Source organism: Actinoplanes sp. DH11, assembly GCF_020873875.1.
Taxonomy (GTDB): Bacteria; Actinomycetota; Actinomycetes; order Mycobacteriales; family Micromonosporaceae; genus Actinoplanes.
In genome coordinates this window covers 168,939-185,491 of record NZ_JAHWGU010000012.1, presented here as the reverse complement: position 1 = coordinate 185,491, position 16,553 = coordinate 168,939, and the positions used below count along the sequence as shown (strand labels likewise).

General features: G+C 72.3%; 18 protein-coding genes. 16 read left to right on the top strand and 2 right to left on the bottom strand.

Annotation, left to right across the window (positions count from 1 at the left end; translation table 11 throughout):
* Positions 1 to 7 precede the first annotated feature (7 nt).
* From LPA41_RS19535 to LPA41_RS19525, 3 genes are read left to right on the top strand one after another with little or no spacing between them, the layout of a single operon-like run.
* On the top strand, positions 8 to 742 hold the full coding sequence (locus tag LPA41_RS19535) for a hypothetical protein (protein ID WP_229072071.1): 735 nt from the start codon (positions 8 to 10) through the stop codon (positions 740 to 742).
* Positions 739 to 1,695: a nucleoside triphosphate pyrophosphohydrolase gene (locus LPA41_RS19530; protein WP_229072070.1), complete on the top strand. Its 957-nt coding sequence runs from the start codon at positions 739 to 741 to the stop codon at positions 1,693 to 1,695. Before LPA41_RS19535 ends, LPA41_RS19530 begins: the two co-directional genes overlap by 4 nt.
* Positions 1,696 to 1,705: 10 nt before the next feature.
* Positions 1,706 to 3,322: a DUF885 domain-containing protein gene (locus LPA41_RS19525; protein ID WP_229072069.1), complete on the top strand. Its 1,617-nt coding sequence runs from the start codon at positions 1,706 to 1,708 to the stop codon at positions 3,320 to 3,322.
* Positions 3,323 to 3,926: 604 nt separating this feature from the next.
* Here LPA41_RS19525 and LPA41_RS19520 read toward each other — a convergent pair.
* Together LPA41_RS19520 and LPA41_RS19515 are read right to left on the bottom strand one after the other, a co-directional pair.
* On the bottom strand, positions 3,927 to 4,601 hold the full coding sequence (locus LPA41_RS19520; protein WP_229072068.1) for a hypothetical protein: 675 nt from the start codon (positions 4,599 to 4,601) through the stop codon (positions 3,927 to 3,929).
* Positions 4,602 to 4,684: 83 nt separating this feature from the next.
* Positions 4,685 to 5,317, bottom strand: coding sequence for a hypothetical protein (locus tag LPA41_RS19515; protein WP_229072067.1), 633 nt, complete (start codon positions 5,315 to 5,317; stop codon positions 4,685 to 4,687).
* A 170-nt stretch (positions 5,318 to 5,487) separates the two neighbouring features.
* On the opposite strand from LPA41_RS19515, the gene eno reads away from it, so the two are divergent.
* From eno to LPA41_RS19450, 13 genes are all read left to right on the top strand, one after another.
* A complete protein-coding gene (eno, locus tag LPA41_RS19510; RefSeq protein ID WP_229072066.1) occupies positions 5,488 to 6,771 on the top strand; it encodes a phosphopyruvate hydratase in 1,284 nt (427 codons plus the stop codon).
* A gap of 100 nt (positions 6,772 to 6,871) precedes the next feature.
* Positions 6,872 to 7,423: a septum formation initiator family protein gene (locus LPA41_RS19505; RefSeq protein ID WP_229072065.1), complete on the top strand. Its 552-nt coding sequence runs from the start codon at positions 6,872 to 6,874 to the stop codon at positions 7,421 to 7,423.
* A complete protein-coding gene (locus LPA41_RS19500; protein ID WP_229072064.1) occupies positions 7,423 to 7,977 on the top strand; it encodes a DUF501 domain-containing protein in 555 nt (184 codons plus the stop codon). Before LPA41_RS19505 ends, LPA41_RS19500 begins: the two co-directional genes overlap by 1 nt.
* Positions 7,974 to 8,468 (top strand): amino-acid N-acetyltransferase, encoded by a 495-nt coding sequence (locus tag LPA41_RS19495; RefSeq protein WP_229072063.1) that lies wholly within the window; start codon positions 7,974 to 7,976, stop codon positions 8,466 to 8,468. Before LPA41_RS19500 ends, LPA41_RS19495 begins: the two co-directional genes overlap by 4 nt.
* A gap of 7 nt (positions 8,469 to 8,475) precedes the next feature.
* A complete protein-coding gene (locus LPA41_RS19490; RefSeq protein WP_229072062.1) occupies positions 8,476 to 9,387 on the top strand; it encodes a Ppx/GppA phosphatase family protein in 912 nt (303 codons plus the stop codon).
* A gap of 98 nt (positions 9,388 to 9,485) precedes the next feature.
* Positions 9,486 to 9,815, top strand: coding sequence for a PadR family transcriptional regulator (locus LPA41_RS19485; protein WP_229072061.1), 330 nt, complete (start codon positions 9,486 to 9,488; stop codon positions 9,813 to 9,815).
* Positions 9,812 to 10,759 carry a hypothetical protein gene (locus LPA41_RS19480; protein WP_229072060.1) on the top strand — a complete coding sequence of 316 codons (948 nt, stop codon included), beginning with the start codon at positions 9,812 to 9,814 and terminating at the stop codon, positions 10,757 to 10,759. The genes LPA41_RS19485 and LPA41_RS19480 overlap by 4 nt, the downstream gene beginning before the upstream one ends.
* A 174-nt stretch (positions 10,760 to 10,933) precedes the next feature.
* Complete coding sequence (locus tag LPA41_RS19475; protein ID WP_229072059.1) at positions 10,934 to 12,058, top strand: hypothetical protein; 1,125 nt, start codon at positions 10,934 to 10,936, stop codon at positions 12,056 to 12,058.
* Between the two features lie 60 nt (positions 12,059 to 12,118).
* A complete protein-coding gene (locus LPA41_RS19470) occupies positions 12,119 to 12,871 on the top strand; it encodes a uracil-DNA glycosylase (protein WP_308036581.1) in 753 nt (250 codons plus the stop codon).
* Positions 12,872 to 12,916: 45 nt separating this feature from the next.
* Positions 12,917 to 13,618: a DUF4129 domain-containing protein gene (locus tag LPA41_RS19465; protein WP_229072058.1), complete on the top strand. Its 702-nt coding sequence runs from the start codon at positions 12,917 to 12,919 to the stop codon at positions 13,616 to 13,618.
* Complete coding sequence (locus LPA41_RS19460) at positions 13,615 to 14,196, top strand: hypothetical protein (protein WP_229072057.1); 582 nt, start codon at positions 13,615 to 13,617, stop codon at positions 14,194 to 14,196. The genes LPA41_RS19465 and LPA41_RS19460 overlap by 4 nt, the downstream gene beginning before the upstream one ends.
* Positions 14,197 to 14,209: 13 nt before the next feature.
* On the top strand, positions 14,210 to 15,199 hold the full coding sequence (locus LPA41_RS19455; protein WP_229072056.1) for a MoxR family ATPase: 990 nt from the start codon (positions 14,210 to 14,212) through the stop codon (positions 15,197 to 15,199).
* Positions 15,192 to 16,553 carry a DUF58 domain-containing protein gene (locus LPA41_RS19450; RefSeq protein ID WP_229072055.1) on the top strand — a complete coding sequence of 454 codons (1,362 nt, stop codon included), beginning with the start codon at positions 15,192 to 15,194 and terminating at the stop codon, positions 16,551 to 16,553. Before LPA41_RS19455 ends, LPA41_RS19450 begins: the two co-directional genes overlap by 8 nt.

The following is a 16,553-nucleotide window of genomic DNA, read 5'->3' as shown; positions in this document are numbered from 1 at the left end:
GACAGTCATGACCATGATGCGTCCCCGCCGACTCGCCACCGCCGTTGTCGTCGCGTCCCTCGCCCTGGGCGGACTCTCCGGATGCCGCTCCGAGCCAGGGGTCGCCGTCTACATCGGATCTGCCGGTCACGTCACCGAGGCACAGGTTCAGCGGGTCTGGGACGAGACGCAGGACGTGCTGGAGGCGGCGTCGGCCGGCGCGCCGGTGCGGATGCCGATCGCCCGCGCCGACGTCGTCGGCCTGCTGCTGACCAACGAGCTCTACGACCGGGTCGTCGAGCAGCGGCGCGTCACGCTGCCCGCGGCCCTGCCCTACGACCAGGTCGCCGAGCAGATCGGGCTGCCCGTCTCGGCGGAGCTGACCCGGATCTACACGGCGAACCTGGTCTCCCGGCAGTACCTGCTGGAGAACGCGGCCGCCGCCGCCGGGCCGCCGGCCGACGAGGACCTGCGCGACGTCCACCGGCGGTTCGCCGACAACGACGTGACCGACCAGGACTACGCGACCTTCCGGAGCGGTCTCCAGCCGGGCGACCTGCAGGAACTGGGTGCCACGTTCGCGCTGCGCGACGAGCTGGCGGCGCTGGTCGGCTCGCTGGACGTCAAGGTCAGCCCGCGGTACGAGAACCTCGAACTGGGCCTCGCCTCCTACACCGACCGCAACACCGGCCGCTCCTTCCCGATCGTTACCGTGCCGTTCGGTGAGCCGGGCGCCGAACCCCTGGTGGTGGACGTCGCTTGAGCAAGCGGATCATCCTTCTCGTCACGTCGCCGCGGCTGCCGGCCGGGTTGCTCACCGCCGAGGCGTGGGACGCGGTCCGGGCCTACCCGGTCTTCGCCGCCGCGGAGAGCGAGCAGGCCACGGCGCTGCGGGTGGCGGGCGCCGCGGTGACCGTCCTCGACTCCGACGCGCAGGGCCTGCTCGACGCCATCGGTGACCGGCCGGCGGCGGTCTGGCTCGCCGGTCCCGGCGGCGACCAGGACTTCGCCCGCCAGCTCGGCCTGCGGCTGGCCCGCGAGCCCGGGCTCGCCGAGCTGGAGCTGATGTACGGCTCCTGGGACCCGCCCGGTGCCCGGCTGCTGGACGCGGTCGCCGTGATGGACCGGCTGGTCTCGCCCGGTGGCGACCCGTGGAAACGGGCGCAGACCCACCAGAGCCTCGCGCCTTACCTGCTGGAGGAGAGCTACGAGGCGTACGACGCCATCGTCGCCGACGACCAGGCTGCGCTGCCCGAGGAGCTCGGTGACGTGCTGCTGCAGGTGGTGCTGCACGCCCGGCTGGCCGAGGACCGGCCGGAGGGCGCCTGGAACATCGACGACGTGGCCGGTGGGCTGGTCGACAAGATGGTGCGGCGCAACCCGCACGTGTTCGCCGGCGAGCAGGTCTCGGACATCGAGGAGATCACCGCCAACTGGGAGCGGATCAAGCAGGCGGAGAAGTCCCGGGACTCCGTGCTGGACGGGGTCGCACTGAGCCAGCCCGCTCTCGCGTTGGCCGCGAAGATGCTTCACAGGGTGCGGCGGGGAGGGGTGGGCGTACCCTTGCCGGAAGCCGTTGATCTTGGATCTTCCCTGCTGAACGTGGTCGCCGAGGCCCAGGCCGCAGGTCTTGACCCGGAGGCCGAGCTGCGCCGTGCCGCGCTCGCGTACGCCGACGCGGTGCGTGCGGCGGAAAATGTCGGTCCGTCCGAGTAGTTTTCTCGGCATGGCTGAGTTCGTGCCGCTCACCGAGCGCATCGTCGACGCTCTCCTGGAGAGCGACCCCGGGATAGCCACCTACGCCGGTGACCATCGCTTCGACGATCGGCTGCCCGACCTCTCCGGGCCCGGGGTGGCCGCCCGGGTGGCCATGCTGCGCGACGCCGGTGACGCGCTCAGCGGCGTCGACCCCGACGGTCTCGGCCCCGAGGACCAGGTCGGCCACGCGATCCTGACAGCCCTCGTCGAGCGGGCCGCGTTCGAGCTGACCGAGGTCCGCGAGCACGAGTGGAACCCGCTGGAGCACAACCCGGGCCCGTTGCTGCACGCGCTGCTCGCCCGCCCGTTCGCCCCCGCCGCCGAGCGGCTGACCAGCCTGGCCGGCCGCCTCGCCGCGATCCCGGACGCGCTCGCCACCGCCCGGGCCGGCCTGAGCGACGTGCCCCGCGTTCACGCCGAGACGGCAGCCGGCCAGTTCGCCGGCACGGCCGCGCTGATCCGCGACGAGGTGCCCGCCCTGCTCGTCCAGGAGCCCGGGCTGCGCGGCACCGTCGAGCCGGCCGCCACCGCCGCGCTTGCCGCGCTCGGCGAGTTCGACACCTGGCTGCGGGCCCGGCTCGACAGCGGTGAGCCCGGCCGCGACCCCCGCCTCGGCCGCCGGCTCTGGGAGGCGCGGCTGTGGCACACCCTCGACACCGAGCTCTCCGCGGCCGAGGTGCTCTCCCGGGCCCGGGCCAACCTCGACCGGGTCAGCGAGGAGCTGCGGGTCTTCGCCGCCCGGCTGACCGGCGGCCCGGCCACCGACGAGACCGTGCGGCGCGCGCTGGACGGCGTGGCCGAGCAGCATCCCGGCAACACCACCATCGTCGGGCTGGCCCGGCGGGCGATGGACGAGGCGGCCGCCTTCGTCCGGGAGCACGACGTGGTGTCGCTGCTGGACGACCCGTGCGTGATCGAGGAGATGCCGGAGTTCGCCCGCGGCGTCGCCGTCGCCTACTGCGACTCGCCCGGCCCTCTGGAGACGGCCGACGTGCCCACGTTCTACTGCATCGCGCCGGCCCCGGCGGACTGGCCGGCCGAGCGGGTCCGCAGCTTCTACCGCGAATACAACGACCAGATGATCCGCAACCTGACCGTGCACGAGGCGATGCCCGGCCACTTCCTCCAGCTCGCCCACTCCCGGCGCTTCCGGGCAGCCACCCGCGTCCGGGCCCTGGGCCTCTCCGGCCCGTTCGTCGAGGGCTGGGCGGTCTACGCCGAGGAGGCCATGACCGACCTCGGGTTCGGCGGCCTCCCGGTCAAGTTGCAGCAGCTCAAGATGCAACTGCGGATGACCCTCAACGCGATCGTCGACCAGCTAACCCACTGCGACGACCTGTCCGAGGCCGAAGCCATGCAGCTGATGACCGGCCGCGGCTTCCAGGAGGAGGGCGAGGCCGCCGGCAAGTGGCGCCGCGCGCTGCTCACCTCCACCCAGCTCTCCACCTACTTCGTCGGCTACACCGAGGTGGCCGCCATCGCCGCCGCCCGCCCGTTCGGCGCCACCCCCCGAGCCTGGCACGACGCGATGCTGGCACACGGCTCCCCACCACCCCGCCACCTGCGCACCCTGCTGGGCGTCTGACCCACCCGCGCCCGCCTGCCGCGCGCCGCGCGCCCGCCTGCCGCCTGCCGGGCTCGTTTCCCGGGTGCCGGGCTCGTCTGCCGCGCGCCGGGCTCGTCTGCCGCGCCGCGCCGCCCGGGCCGCGTGTGGGCTTGCTCCGCCCTGACCTCTGTCCTGTCCAATCTCGGCGAGGGCCGCAGGTGGTGTGCAGAAACTGCCAGCGTCCCCCATGTGGCATCCATGAACGTCGGCGGGCGGTCTCATCGGACTCCGGGACAACAATCGCTGCGGACCTGGGGTGTTCCGGCTCGGCAGTTGTTGGGCGGCACTGTCCGCGTCGTCGTCCTCAACCGGGGGCGGCTCGGCTGTCGCTCAGGGTTGCCGGAGGGTGGTTTGGGCGACCGTGGGTGACAGCTGGGCGCGGGTGCTGTCGCTGGGGCTGCTGGGCTCTTTGCGCGATCCCGGGCCCGCCCGAGGGCAGCAGGCGTCAGCCCGGGCACCCCGAGGAGGGCAGCAGGCGTCAGGCCGGGCACGCCCGAGGGGTGGCAAGCGGTGGAAGCCGAGTGGTCGAATGCCGGTGGAACCGGTCAAGACCGCGGCCGGCCGACCCGGTGGACGTTGGCGGTCAGTTGCCCTGGCCGGTTCGGCGGTCGATCAATTTCGCGCCCGCCGGGACGAGGAAGTCGCCGGCGTCGGCCTGCTCGGCGAACTCGGCGAGCACCGTGTCGACCTGCGCCCCGCCGATCGTGCCCTGGAAGGCGGCCAGGACACCGCCGACCGTCACGCACACGTCGAAGGCGTTGGCCTCCGCGCCCTCCACGCCGGTCAGTGTCAGACAGGTGGCGTGCCGCCCGGCCAGGGTGGTGTCCCGCTGCGTGACCTCCGGGTCGGGATCGATCGCGGCCGCCTCCAGCAGCGCCACCACCTGAGCGTCCGTGATCAGGCCGGCACCCGGCGGCAGGCTCTCGGCGCTGTCCGGGTCGGTGGCGGTGCAGACGTCGCGCGCGCAGCGGGTGACCGCCGACGGGGTGCGGATCAGTCGCCCACCCGGGTATTCGTAAGCGGTCCGGTCCGGCGCCGTCCCCGTCGTCACCCGGGCGGTGTCACCGCCGGCGAGGCGGTAGGTCGCGGTGTAGGCCGGGTTTGGCGCGGCCAGCGACGCGGCGACCTCGGAGACCAGGTCGCCGTGCGTGTCACCGGCGGCGTGCGCCTGCTGCAGCCCGGAGCAGGCGCCCGAGCCGGACATGGTCGCCAGGAACGCCACGGTGAGGACGAGAGGGTGTCGCGGGAGGGCGGGCACGGCACCACCCTGGCCCACGGCATCGACGGTCCGCAATCGAGTTACCGACCGACGTCCACGATCGGGTCAGTCCGGACGTGGGGTCAGGCGGATTCCCGGGCCCGGGCGACCTGCTGGCGCAGCACGTATCGGCGGATTATCCGGGCCTGGCGCTCGTCCTGTTCGAAGACCGCCACCAACTCCACCATCAGCGGACCGCGGACCGGCACCCGCTGGCGGATCGTGCTGACCTTGGTGGCGACCGCAGGGAACTCCACCACGTCGTCGCCGAGCTGCACGCGGAGCAGCATGTCGGTGCCGGGTCGCAGGTCGACGTCGGTGAAGTGGGCGCGCACCGAGCTCTCGCTGATGTCGTGCACCGCGCCGATCGCCTCGCGCTCACCGGGACGTACCAGCAGGACGCTTTCGCCCCCGCCGCCACGCACGTAGTTGCGCAGCTGTTCGACCGAGGGCTCCCCGTGCAGCTTGATCTCGGCACGGTTCTCGTCGACGCCGGCCACGGTGCCCCGGACGGCGTACCTGCCACGCGGCCCGGCCGGCCCGCGCAAGGTCACCACGGACCGGTGCGGCGGCATGTGGTCGAGGGCGAGGGAGAGGGTCACGGCCGTGGCGGAGGCCCGGAGGACCCGGATGTCGGGGATGCGTTGCTCGCCGTTGTCCAGCTCGACGCGCGAGCCCTCAGCGAGGAAGCCGGAGGGGAACCTGTCACTGGTCATAGTGACTTCTGGTTCGGCCGCCGGGGTGCGGGTTTGAGGTAAACCGGGTGCGAACTTGTCCGGCCCCGCGAACGGCTCACCGCCCGACTCGATACGCTCAGGTCGTGGTCGGCCCGCAGGGTCGCGGACCGAAACTGTAATCGTCCAACTGTTAGGGAGCGACATTACTGATGGCCACCATTGAAGCGATCGTTGCGCGCGAGATCCTCGACTCCCGGGGCAACCCGACCGTCGAGGTCGAGGTCGGCCTGGACGACGGCACGGTGGGCCGCGCGGCGGTGCCGTCCGGTGCCTCCACCGGCGCGTTCGAGGCGCTCGAGCTCCGCGACGGTGACAAGGGCCGCTACCTCGGCAAGGGTGTCGAGAAGGCCGTCGCCAACATCGAAGACAAGATCGCCGACGAGCTGATCGGCTACGAGGCGAGCGAGCAGCGCCTGATCGACCAGAAGATGCTCGACCTGGACGGCACCGACACCAAGTCGGAGCTGGGTGCCAACGCGATCCTCGGCGTGTCGCTCGCCGTCGCGAAGGCCGCCGCGCTCTCCGCCGAGCTGCCGCTGTTCCGCTACGTCGGTGGCCCGAACGCCGCCGTGCTGCCGGTCCCGATGATGAACATCGTCAACGGTGGCGCCCACGCCGACTCCAACGTCGACGTGCAGGAGTTCATGATCGCTCCGATCGGCGCGCCGACGTTCCGGGAGGCGCTGCGGACCGGTGCCGAGGTCTACCACGCGCTGAAGAGCGTGCTGAAGAAGAAGGGCCTCTCGACGGGTCTGGGCGACGAGGGCGGCTTCGCGCCGAACCTGCCGGCCAACGCCGCCGCGCTGGACCTGATCGCCGAGGCCGTCCAGGCCGCCGGCTTCAACCTGGGTACGGACATCGTGCTGGCGATGGACGTCGCGGCGACCGAGTTCTTCAAGGACGGGTCGTACGTCTTCGAGGGCTCCCCGAAGTCGACCGACGAGATGATCGCCTACTACGCGAAGCTCGCCGACGAGTACCCGATCGTCTCCATCGAGGACCCGCTGGCCGAGGACGACTGGGCCGGCTGGAGCGCGATGACCTCGCAGCTCGGCAACAAGATCCAGATCGTCGGCGACGACCTGTTCGTCACCAACCCGCAGCGCATCGCCCGGGGCATCGCCGAGGGCGCCGGCAACGCGGTGCTCGTCAAGGTGAACCAGATCGGCTCGCTCACCGAGACGCTGGACGCCGTGGACCTGGCCCACCGGGCCGGTTTCAAGACGATGATGTCGCACCGTTCCGGCGAGACCGAGGACACCACCATCGCCGACCTGGCGGTGGCGGTCGGCTCCGGTCAGATCAAGACGGGCGCGCCGGCCCGTTCGGACCGGGTCGCGAAGTACAACCAGCTGCTGCGCATCGAGGAGCAGCTGGAGGGCGCCGCCCGGTACGCCGGTGCGGGCGCGTTCCCGCGTTACCGCGTCGGCTGACGAACCGGCGACAGATCATGAGGTTGTGACGCCCGCGCCGGCCGACGTAGGTTCGAGCGGGCGTCACAACGACCGGACGGCCAGGCGGGGGAGGGCAGAAATGACGCAGCGTCGCCTGCCGAGCGGGCAGGGCCCGTCCCGCCGCCCGGGCGCCGGTGGACGTCCGACAGGTTCCCGGAGCCGCAACACCGGGCCGATCCGGGTGCCGTCCTCCCGCCGCGGGTCCGGTTCCGAGGGCGGCGAAGCCGTGAAGCGCACCGACGCACCGCGCCCGCGCGCGCTGACCGGCCGGGCCACCATCCTGATCGCGGTGTTCGTGGCCCTGGCGCTGGCCTACACCTATCCGCTGCGCGTCTACCTCGAGCAGGAAACGCAGATCGCGCAGATGGAGCAGGGTGTCACGGAGCAGCGTGCGGAGATCGCGGCGACCGCCAAAGAGGTGGAGAAGTGGCAGGACGACGAGTACCTGCGCATCCAGGCGCGGGAGAAGTACTTCTACGTCCGTCCCGGTGAGACACCGCTTCTGGTCTATCCCGACCCGGAAGGCGCCGCTCGCGACGCCAACAAGAAAGCGCCGGCGGCCGCACCCGACCGTTGGTACGACACGCTGTGGAGCAGCGTCCAAGCCGCGAATGCGGAGCCCCCGAACTGATGGCTGAAGCACCAACTCCTGAAGACCTCGAAACCGTCGCGGCGCAGCTGGGCCGTCCGCCCCGCGGCACCCGGGCGGTCGCGCACCGCTGCCCGTGCGGCAACCCGGACGTGGTGGAGACCGCCCCGCGCCTGGATGACGGCACGCCGTTCCCGACGCTGTTCTACCTGACCTGCCCGCACGCCACCGCCGCGTGCAGCCGGCTGGAGTCGGCCGGCGTGATGCGGGACATGCAGGAGCGTCTCAGCACCGACCCGGAGCTGGCGCAGCACTACCGGGCCGCGCACGAGGACTACCTGGAGCGGCGGACCGCGATCGAGGACGTCCCGGAGATCGCCAAGGTGTCCGCGGGCGGGATGCCGGACCGGGTGAAGTGCCTGCACGTGCACCTGGGTCACGCGCTCGCGGCCGGGCCGGGGGTGAACCCGTTCGGCGACGAGGTGCGTGACGCGGTCGGGCCGTACTGGTCGGGTGGGTCGTGCACGGCGGCCAGAATCACGGCCGGCAGCACCACGGCCGGCAGCACCACGGCCGGCAAGACCACCGAGAAATGATCGTCCGGCGCGCGCGGACCGGCGACATCAAGGCGATCCGGTCCCTGGTGGACACGTACACCGCCGACCGGCGGCTGCTCAGCAAGGCGACGGTCACGCTGTACGAGCAGGTGCAGGAGTTCTGGGTGGCCGCCGACGACGACGGCACGGTCGCCGGCTGCGGCGCCCTGCACGTCATGTGGGAGGACCTCGCCGAGATCCGCACGGTCGCCGTCGACCCGGCGCGGCGCGGGCAGCGGATCGGCCACCGGATCGTCGCCGCGCTCCTCGACGAGGCGCGCGCCCTGGGTGTGGCCCGGGTTTTCTGCCTGACCTTCGAGACCCGCTTCTTCGGCTCGTTCGGGTTCACCGAGATCGACGGGGCGCCGGTACCGCACACGGTCTACGAGCAGCTGCTCCGCTCGTACGACGAGGGTGTTGCCGAATTTCTGGACCTGGAGCGGGTCAAGCCCAACACGCTTGGCAACACCCGGATGCTGCTGCACCTGTGAGGGTCTGATGAGAGTCGCCGCCATCGACTGCGGTACGAACGCGATCCGTCTGCTGATCGCCGACGTCGACGGGGACAAGCTGGTCGACGTCGCCCGCCGGATGGAGATCGTGCGGCTGGGGGAGGGCGTGGACCGGACCGGCCTGCTCGCGCCGGCCGCGATCGAACGGACCCGGCTGGCGCTGCTGGGGTACGCCGCGGAGATCGCCGAGCTGGGCGTGGGCCGGGTGCGGATGTGCGCCACCTCGGCGACCCGGGATGCCGGTAACGCGCAGGAGTTCCGCGACATGGTCCGCGGTGTGCTCGGCATCGATCCGGAGGTGATCACCGGCGAGGAGGAGGCGACGCTGTCGTTCCTCGGCGCGGTGCAAGGCCTGGAGGCGGAGGGCCCCTACCTCGTCTTCGACCTGGGCGGTGGCTCCACCGAGTTCGTCACCGGCACGACCGGCGTCGAGCACGCCATCTCGATGGACATCGGCTGTGTCCGGATGACCGAGCGTCACCTGCACGGTGATCCCCCGACGGCGGCGGAGCTGGCCGCGGCGGAGGCCGACATCACGGCTGCCGTCGACACGGCCCTGGCGGCCGTCTCCGGCAGCGCGGCCAGGACTCTGGTCGGTCTGGCCGGCACGGTCACGACCGTCGCGGCCCTGGCTCTCGACCTGCCCGGGTACGACTCGGAGCGCATCCACCACAGCCGGGCCACTGCCGCGGACGTCACCCGGGTGACCCGTGAGCTGCTGTCGATGACCGTCGCCGAGCGCCGGTCGTTGCCGGTGATGCATCCGGGCCGGGCCGACGTGATCGGGGCCGGCGCGCTGATCGAGCAGATCATCGTGGAGCGGTCCGGCCACGACGTCGTCATCGCGTCCGAACACGACATCCTCGACGGGATCGCCTTCGGCCTGGCTGAGGGCTGACCGAGGGCTGACCGAGGGCTGACCGACCGCACATCGGAGCGTCCGCCCCGGTAGTCCTTTGTTGACGGTACTCCGGAATGCACAGTAGTGTGCCTCGCGTGGATCCGACCCAGTTGCTCAAGGGCGTGCTCGACCTGGCGGTCCTGGCCGTCCTGCGGGACGAGGACGGTTACGGCTACGACATCCTCCGCCGGCTCCGGGCCGCCGGCATCGAGGACGTCGGTGACGCCTCCGTCTACGGCACCCTGCGCCGCCTCTTCAACAGCGGCTTGCTGACCAGCTACGTGGTGCCCAGCGACGAGGGTCCGCACCGGAAGTACTACGCGATAAATGCGGCCGGCCGCGCCGAGCTGCAACGGTCCGGCAAGATCTGGCACAGCTTCGCATCGGTCATGGACGATCTGCTTCGCGAGCGGGGGACGGCGTGAACGTCACGGCACAGGACGAGATCTTCAACTACGTCGAGGGGGTGCGGCAGGCGCTCGGGGGTCTGCCCGCCGCCACGCGTGAGGAGTTGCTCGAGGATCTTCCCGAGCACCTCGCCGAGGTCCTCGCGGAGGGCGGCGGCACCCTGGTCGGCCGGCTCGGCTCGCCGTCCACCTACGCCGCCGAGCTGATCGCCAGCGCCGGCCTGGCGGACGCTGCCGCCGACGAGCGTCCGGCACGCGGTGCGCGCCTCGGTCAGCTCCGTGCTCAGGCCCGCGACGCGATGCGGCGGGCGGATGTGCGCTTCGGGCCCCTGCTGGGGTACGCGAAAGCGAGCGAATTCCTCGTGCTGCTGCGCCCCGCGTGGTGGGTGCTCCGCGGTTACCTGGTGGCGATGGCCTTCGCCTACGTCGTCGACGACAACGGCGGGCCGATCGGGCTGCTGCCCCGGATCGGCAACAACGAGCTGGTGGCCCTGCTGCTGCTCGCCGCCGCGGTGCTGGGCTCCATCTGGCTGGGCCGCCGAGGCGAACCGGCCCAGCGGATGCCGCGTCTGCTGCTCCGCGGCGGGGGTGTCGCCCTGGCGATCTTCGCGTTCGCCGGTTTCCTGGAGACCGACGGCCAGGCCCGCGACGGCGCCTACCTGGAGATGAGCTACGTCAGCGAGTACAGCGACGTGCGGGACGTCTTCGTCTACGACAGCCGGGGCAACCTGGTGCAGGGTGCGCAGCTCTACGACCAGTACGGCAACCCGATGCGGTTCGGTGACCCCGGCTGCTACGAGGAGGGCACCGGGAACTGGGTCGCCAGCCGGCAGCTCGGCTACCCGTACTGCCCGGAGCAGGCACCGTTCCGCTCGTCCGCCGGCAACAGCGACCCCCGCCGGGCAGAGCCCTCCGAGGGGCCTGCCGAGCCGGCCGCGCCGTCGCCGTCGGGGCTTCCGTGACGTCACCGTCCGCGATCATTACGCCGAGTTCCGCTCCCGCATCGCCCAGCGATATCGCGCAACCCGCACCGAGTGGCGAATAACGCCTGGTGAGGGGTCGCGCGGAAGTCGCGCCGATCGCTATCCTCCCGTGCTGCGGCTGATTACCGGTCGTGCCCCTCGAGAGGAAACCCGATGACTGACCCGGTTCTGCCTGCCCAGCCCGGCGGCGCCTACCCGCCGCCGGGAGGCGGCCACCCCCAGCAGGGCGCCCCTGGCTACCCTCCGGCCGGCGCGCCGGGTCACGGGCAGCAGCCCGGGTACGGCCAGCAGCCCGGCTACGACCAGCAGCCCGGCTACGACCAGCCCGCTTTCGATCAGCCGGGTCATGGTCAGCCCGCTTTCGGCCAGTCCGGTTACGGTCAGTCGGGTAGTGGTCAGCCCGGGAATGGTCAGCCTGGGTACGGTCAGGGCTCTTACGGCCAGCCGGGGTACGGCCGGTCCGGCTACGACCAGGCTGGGCACGGTCAGCCCGGCTATCCGCCGCAGGGCGCCCAGGGTGGTTACCCGCAGCAAGGTGGCTACCCGCAGCAGGGCGGTCACGGCCAGCAGGGCGGTTACCCGGCGCAGCCCGGTCAGCCGCAGGACGGCGGTTACCCGCAGCAGCCCGGCTTCGGCCAGCAGCCGGCGGCTTTCCCGCAGCAGGGCGGGCCGGGTAACGCGCAGCAGCAGAGCGTCCCGCAGCAGGGCGGATACCAGCAGCAGGGCGGATATCCGCAAGAGGGCGGCTTCCAACAGCCCGCTTACGGCCAGCAGCCGGGTTACGGCCAGCAGCCCGAGATCCCGCAGCAGCCCGGTTACGGTCAGCAGCCCGGGTTCCCGCAGCAGCCCGGGTTCCCGCCGGCCGGTGAGACGCCCGCCTTCCCGTCTCCGCAGGAGCCGGTGAAGGAGGAGAAAAAGAAGAAGAGCAAGCTCTTCGCGGTCCTCGGCGCCATCGCCATTTTCGTGATCATCGCGGTGATCAAGGGCGGTCTCGGCGCGCTGCTCGCCAAGGACCCGACCGCCGAGGCCAAGGTCGGCGACTGCATCTCGGTGGACGAGAACCTGGGCGCGCAGGCCGCCGACATCAAGGCCAAGATCGTGGAGTGCTCCGCCTCAGACGCGAAGTTCACCGTGCTCGGCCGGGTCGACAAGGTCACCGACGTGAACAGCTCGGCCTGCGACAAGACCTTCGAGGAGAAGCTGGCCGAGGGCGGCGAAGGCGCGGTGATCGCCAGCGAGGAGGGCGACGGCTACCTGCTCTGCCTGAAGGCGAACTGACGCGAGCCGCGTGCCGGACCCGGGTGCACTCCGGTCAGCCACGGATGTTGTGCTGATCGGGTGCTCCCGTCCGGCGCCTCCGCGCGTACCCCCGAAGCAGTTGCCGCCCAAGCGGCCTCGGCGGCCTCACTCCGCGTGCTCGACGCCGGCATCGCGGACTGTTTCGCCTGCCCGCGCCTGGTCGCCTGGCGTACCGACATCGCCGTCACCAAGCGTGCCGCCTTCCGGGACCAGACCTACTGGGGCCGGCCCGTGCCCGGCATGGGCCCCGCCGACGCGGAGATCGCGATCCTGGGTCTGGCGCCGGCCGCGCACGGCGGCAACCGCACCGGGCGGATCTTCACCGGTGACCGTTCCGGTGATGTGCTCTTCGCCGCGCTGCATCGGGCGGGCCTGGCGAACCAGCCGACGAGTGTCGCCGCCGACGACGGCCTTGAGCTGCGGCACACCCGCATCTTCGCGGCGGTGCGCTGCGCGCCGCCGGACAACAAACCGCTCCCCGAGGAGCGTGACACGTGCGCGCCCTGGCTACGGCGCGAGCTGGAACTGATCAGACCCACCCTGCGGGTGGTGGTGGCGCTGGGCGCGTTCGCCTGGGCCGCGTGGTGGCCGGCCCTGACCGGGGTGTACGGGATCCGCCCGCCCGTACCGCGCCCCAAGTTCGGGCACGGCGCCGAGGTGGTCCTCCCGGGGGCACCGGATCTGCTCGGCTGTTTCCACGTGAGTCAGCAGAACACGTTCACCGGCAGGTTGACCCCCGCGATGCTGGACGAGGTGTTCGCCCGTGCGAAGGCTCGTGCGGGCCTGGCATGATTCGTGCGTCGACGACACTCCCCGAGTCACGGATCTGAGCCCCGCATGGACCTCGCCGCACTGCGCCGATGGTGGCCCCTGGCCGCCGTCGTCGTTCTGCTCTTCGTGATCTCGCTGGCTGCCACCCGTTCCGCGCCGCAGCTGGACCGCATCACTCCGGACGCCACCCCGACCACCACCCCGCCTCCGCTGCTGCCGCCGCGGACCGAGCCCGCGCCGACGCCGAGCGCGGTGGAGGAGACGGTTCCGGAGGCGGCCCGCAGCCTGCCCACCTGGGCCGGTGACGCCGCGCTGCTGGTGCTCGCCCTCGTGGTGGTCTGCATGGTGGTGCTGCTCTCCTGGGCCCTGGTGCACGACTACCTGAAACGGCGCGGCCGGCGCACCGGCCGGCTCGGCCCGCGACGCCGGCCACGCACGGCGGAGGACCTGGTGGCGGTCCTCGACGCGGGCCTGGAGGAACTGTCCGACACGGACCGCGATCCGCGCCGCGCGGTGATCGCCTGCTGGGTGCGTCTGGAGGACGCCGCGGCCGCCGCCGGCACGCCGCGGCATCCGGGTGACAGCCCGACGGACCTGGTCGGCCGGTTGCTCGCCGAGCAGCGGGTCGACGCCGGGGTGCTGGCCGCGCTGCTCGAGGTCTACCGCGAGGCGAGGTACGCGACGCACACCGTGGACGATCAGATGCGGCAGCAGGCCCGGTCCGCTCTGGAGCGTCTCCGCGCCGACCTGGGTGGTGTGACGGTATGAGCGACGGCAGCCTGGACGATCTCTTCGGGGCGGTCGCCGCACCCGCCGAGCCCGTCGAGGAGACCGCGCCGGTCCGCAAGCGCCGTTCCCCGCTGCCACGGCTGATCGGCGAGGTGGCGCTCATCGCCTTCACCACCGTGGTGATCGTGGCCGGGCTGCGTGCCGGTGGCGTCAAGGTCCCGCTCCTGCTCCTGGTGACCGCGCTGGTCGGCCTGCGCGTGGTGCTCTGGGCGGCCGGTGCCGTCGCGCCGCCGCCCAGGCCGCGGATGCGCTCCGGGTTGGGCCGGGACGCACCGGCCACCGCCGACGCGTTGCGCTCCGCGGTCAAACGCTGGGAGCGAAACCTGGACCAGGCCCACTCCGATCCGGATCTGTATGCGCGTAACGTTCTGCCGGTGCTCGCGGAGCTCACCGACGAACGGCTGCGGTTGCGGCACGGGATCACCCGGGCCACCGATCCGCGCCGGGCCCGGGAGTTGCTCGGCGAGCCGCTGTGGACGGCGCTTGCCGCGCCGGGTCGTCACGGCCTGCGGGCACGTGACGTCGAGACTCTGCTAGACGCGTTGGAACGACTGTGAGAAAGGTGCGCCGGTGACGCAGGCTCTTCCCCCGTACGAGGTCGGGCGGCTGGCCGGGACGGTCCTCGACTCGGTCGGCACCGTGGTGGTCGGCAAGCGCGACTCGCTCGAGTTGGTGCTGGCCGGCATCCTCGCGGGCGGCCACGTGCTGCTGGAGGACCTGCCCGGTCTCGGCAAGACGCTGACCGCCAGGTGTTTCGCGCAGTCGCTCGGGCTGGATTTCCGCCGCCTGCAGTTCACCCCGGACCTGCTGCCCGCCGACGTCACCGGCTCCTTCCTCTACGACCAGCGCAAGGGCGACTTCGCCTTCCGGGCCGGTCCGGTCTTCACCAACATGCTGCTGGCCGACGAGATCAACCGGACGCCGCCGAAGACCCAGTCCGCCCTGCTCGAGGCGATGCAGGAGAAGCAGGTCTCGGTCGAGGGCGTCACCTACCGGCTGGACCCGCCGTTCCACGTGCTCGCGACGGCGAACCCGATCGAGTACGAGGGCACCTACCCGCTCCCCGAGGCCCAGCTGGACCGGTTCCTGCTCCGGGTCTCGTTCGGCTACCCGACCGCCGAGGAGGAGTGGGACGTGCTGCAACGCCGGATGTCGCGGCGGCAGGAGGAGGCCGCCCTCGCTCCGGTGGTGGACGCGGCGACGCTGCAGGCCATGCAGGCCGCGCTGGAGTCGGTCGCGGTCGAGGACTCGATCGGCCGCTACATCGTCTCGCTCACCTCGGCCACCCGCGAGCACGGCGCCGTGCTGGTCGGCTCGTCGCCACGCGGCTCGCTGGCGTTGCTGCTGCTTGCCCGGGCCCGGGCCGCGATGGCCGGCCGGGACTACGTGGTGCCGGAGGACGTGAAGGACGTGGCGGTGCCCGCGCTGGCGCACCGGATCACGCTGCGCCCGGAGATGTGGCTGCGCCAGGTGAACCCGTCGTTCGTGGTGCAGGAGGTCCTCTCGGCCGTGCCGGCGCCGGCCAGTGGGGCGCTGCCGACCTACGCCCGGCATGACTGAAGCTTCGCTCTCCCGCCCGGCCGAGTCTGCCGGTGCCGGCGTCGCGGCCGAGCCGCCGGCAGGTCCGGTCTGGCTGCCGACCCGGGCGCTCGGCCGGACGGTGTTGCTGACCGGCCTGTTGCTGCTGCTCGGGGTGGCGCTCGGCCGGGTCGATCTGGTGCTGCTGGCGTCGCCGTTCGCGATCGGCGCGGCGATCAACCTGCACCGGCGGCCGCGGGCGGTGCCCGAGGTGACGATCACCGCGGACGAGCAGCACCTGGTCGAGGGGGGTCAGGTCGACGCCGGGCTGACCGTGGCGAACCCGGACGCGCTCGGTTACGACCTGGTCGTGGTCCGTACGCGTACGTCGCCGTGGCTCCGCCTGCGGCACGCCGACCGGCCGTTCGCGATCACTGTGCCGTCCGACGGGTGGGCCGCGATCGACCTGCCCGGTGAGGCGTTGCGCTGGGGCCGGCAGGACGTCGGACCGGCCGCCGCCCGCGCCGCCGCCTGTGGTGGCCTGCTGGCCTGCCGCCCGATCGTCACGCCCGCCCGGGGCGTCCGGGTCTACCCGGTGACCGAGCCGTTCAACGCCACCGAGGCGATGCCGGCCGCGGCCGGCCTGGTCGGGGCACACCGGTCCCGGCGGCCCGGCGAGGGCGGTGAACTGGCCGGTGTGCGGCAGTTCGCGCCCGGTGACCGGTTGCGCCGCATCGACTGGCGGGTGTCGCTGCGGACCCGTGACCTGCATGTGGCGTACACGCTGTCGGACCGCGACGCCGAAGTGCTCCTGCTGCTGGATGTGCTCGGTGAGGTCGGCCTGCCCGGCGGGGTGCGGGGCAGTTCCTCGGTGCTCGACACCACGGTCCGGGCGGCGGCCGCCATCTCCGAGCACTACCTGCACCGGGGCGACCGGGTGTCGCTGCTGGAGTACGGCGCGACCGCCCGCCGGTTGCGTCCCGCCTCCGGCCGCCGGCAGTACCTGACCGTGCTGGAGTGGCTGCTCGACGTCCGGCCCGCACCGGCCGACACCGACCAGTACGACAACGTCCTCGCCGCGCACCACGTCTCCTCGTCCGCGCTGGTGGTGGTGCTCACCCCGCTCGTCGACCCGCGCGCCGCCGACATGCTCGCCCAGCTCACCCAGTCCGGCCGTTACACCGTCGCCGTCGACACCCTGCCCAAGGACGCCGCCCCGCCGGTCCGCAACCAGTGGACCCCGGCGGCGACCCGGCTGTGGCGGATGGAACGGGAGAACGTGCTCGGCCGGCTCCGCGAGCACGGCGTGCCGGTGGTGACGTGGGCCGGTGCGGGCAGCCTCGATCTGGTCCTGCGGGACGTGGCCCGGATGGCTTCCGCACCGAGGGGGCGCTGA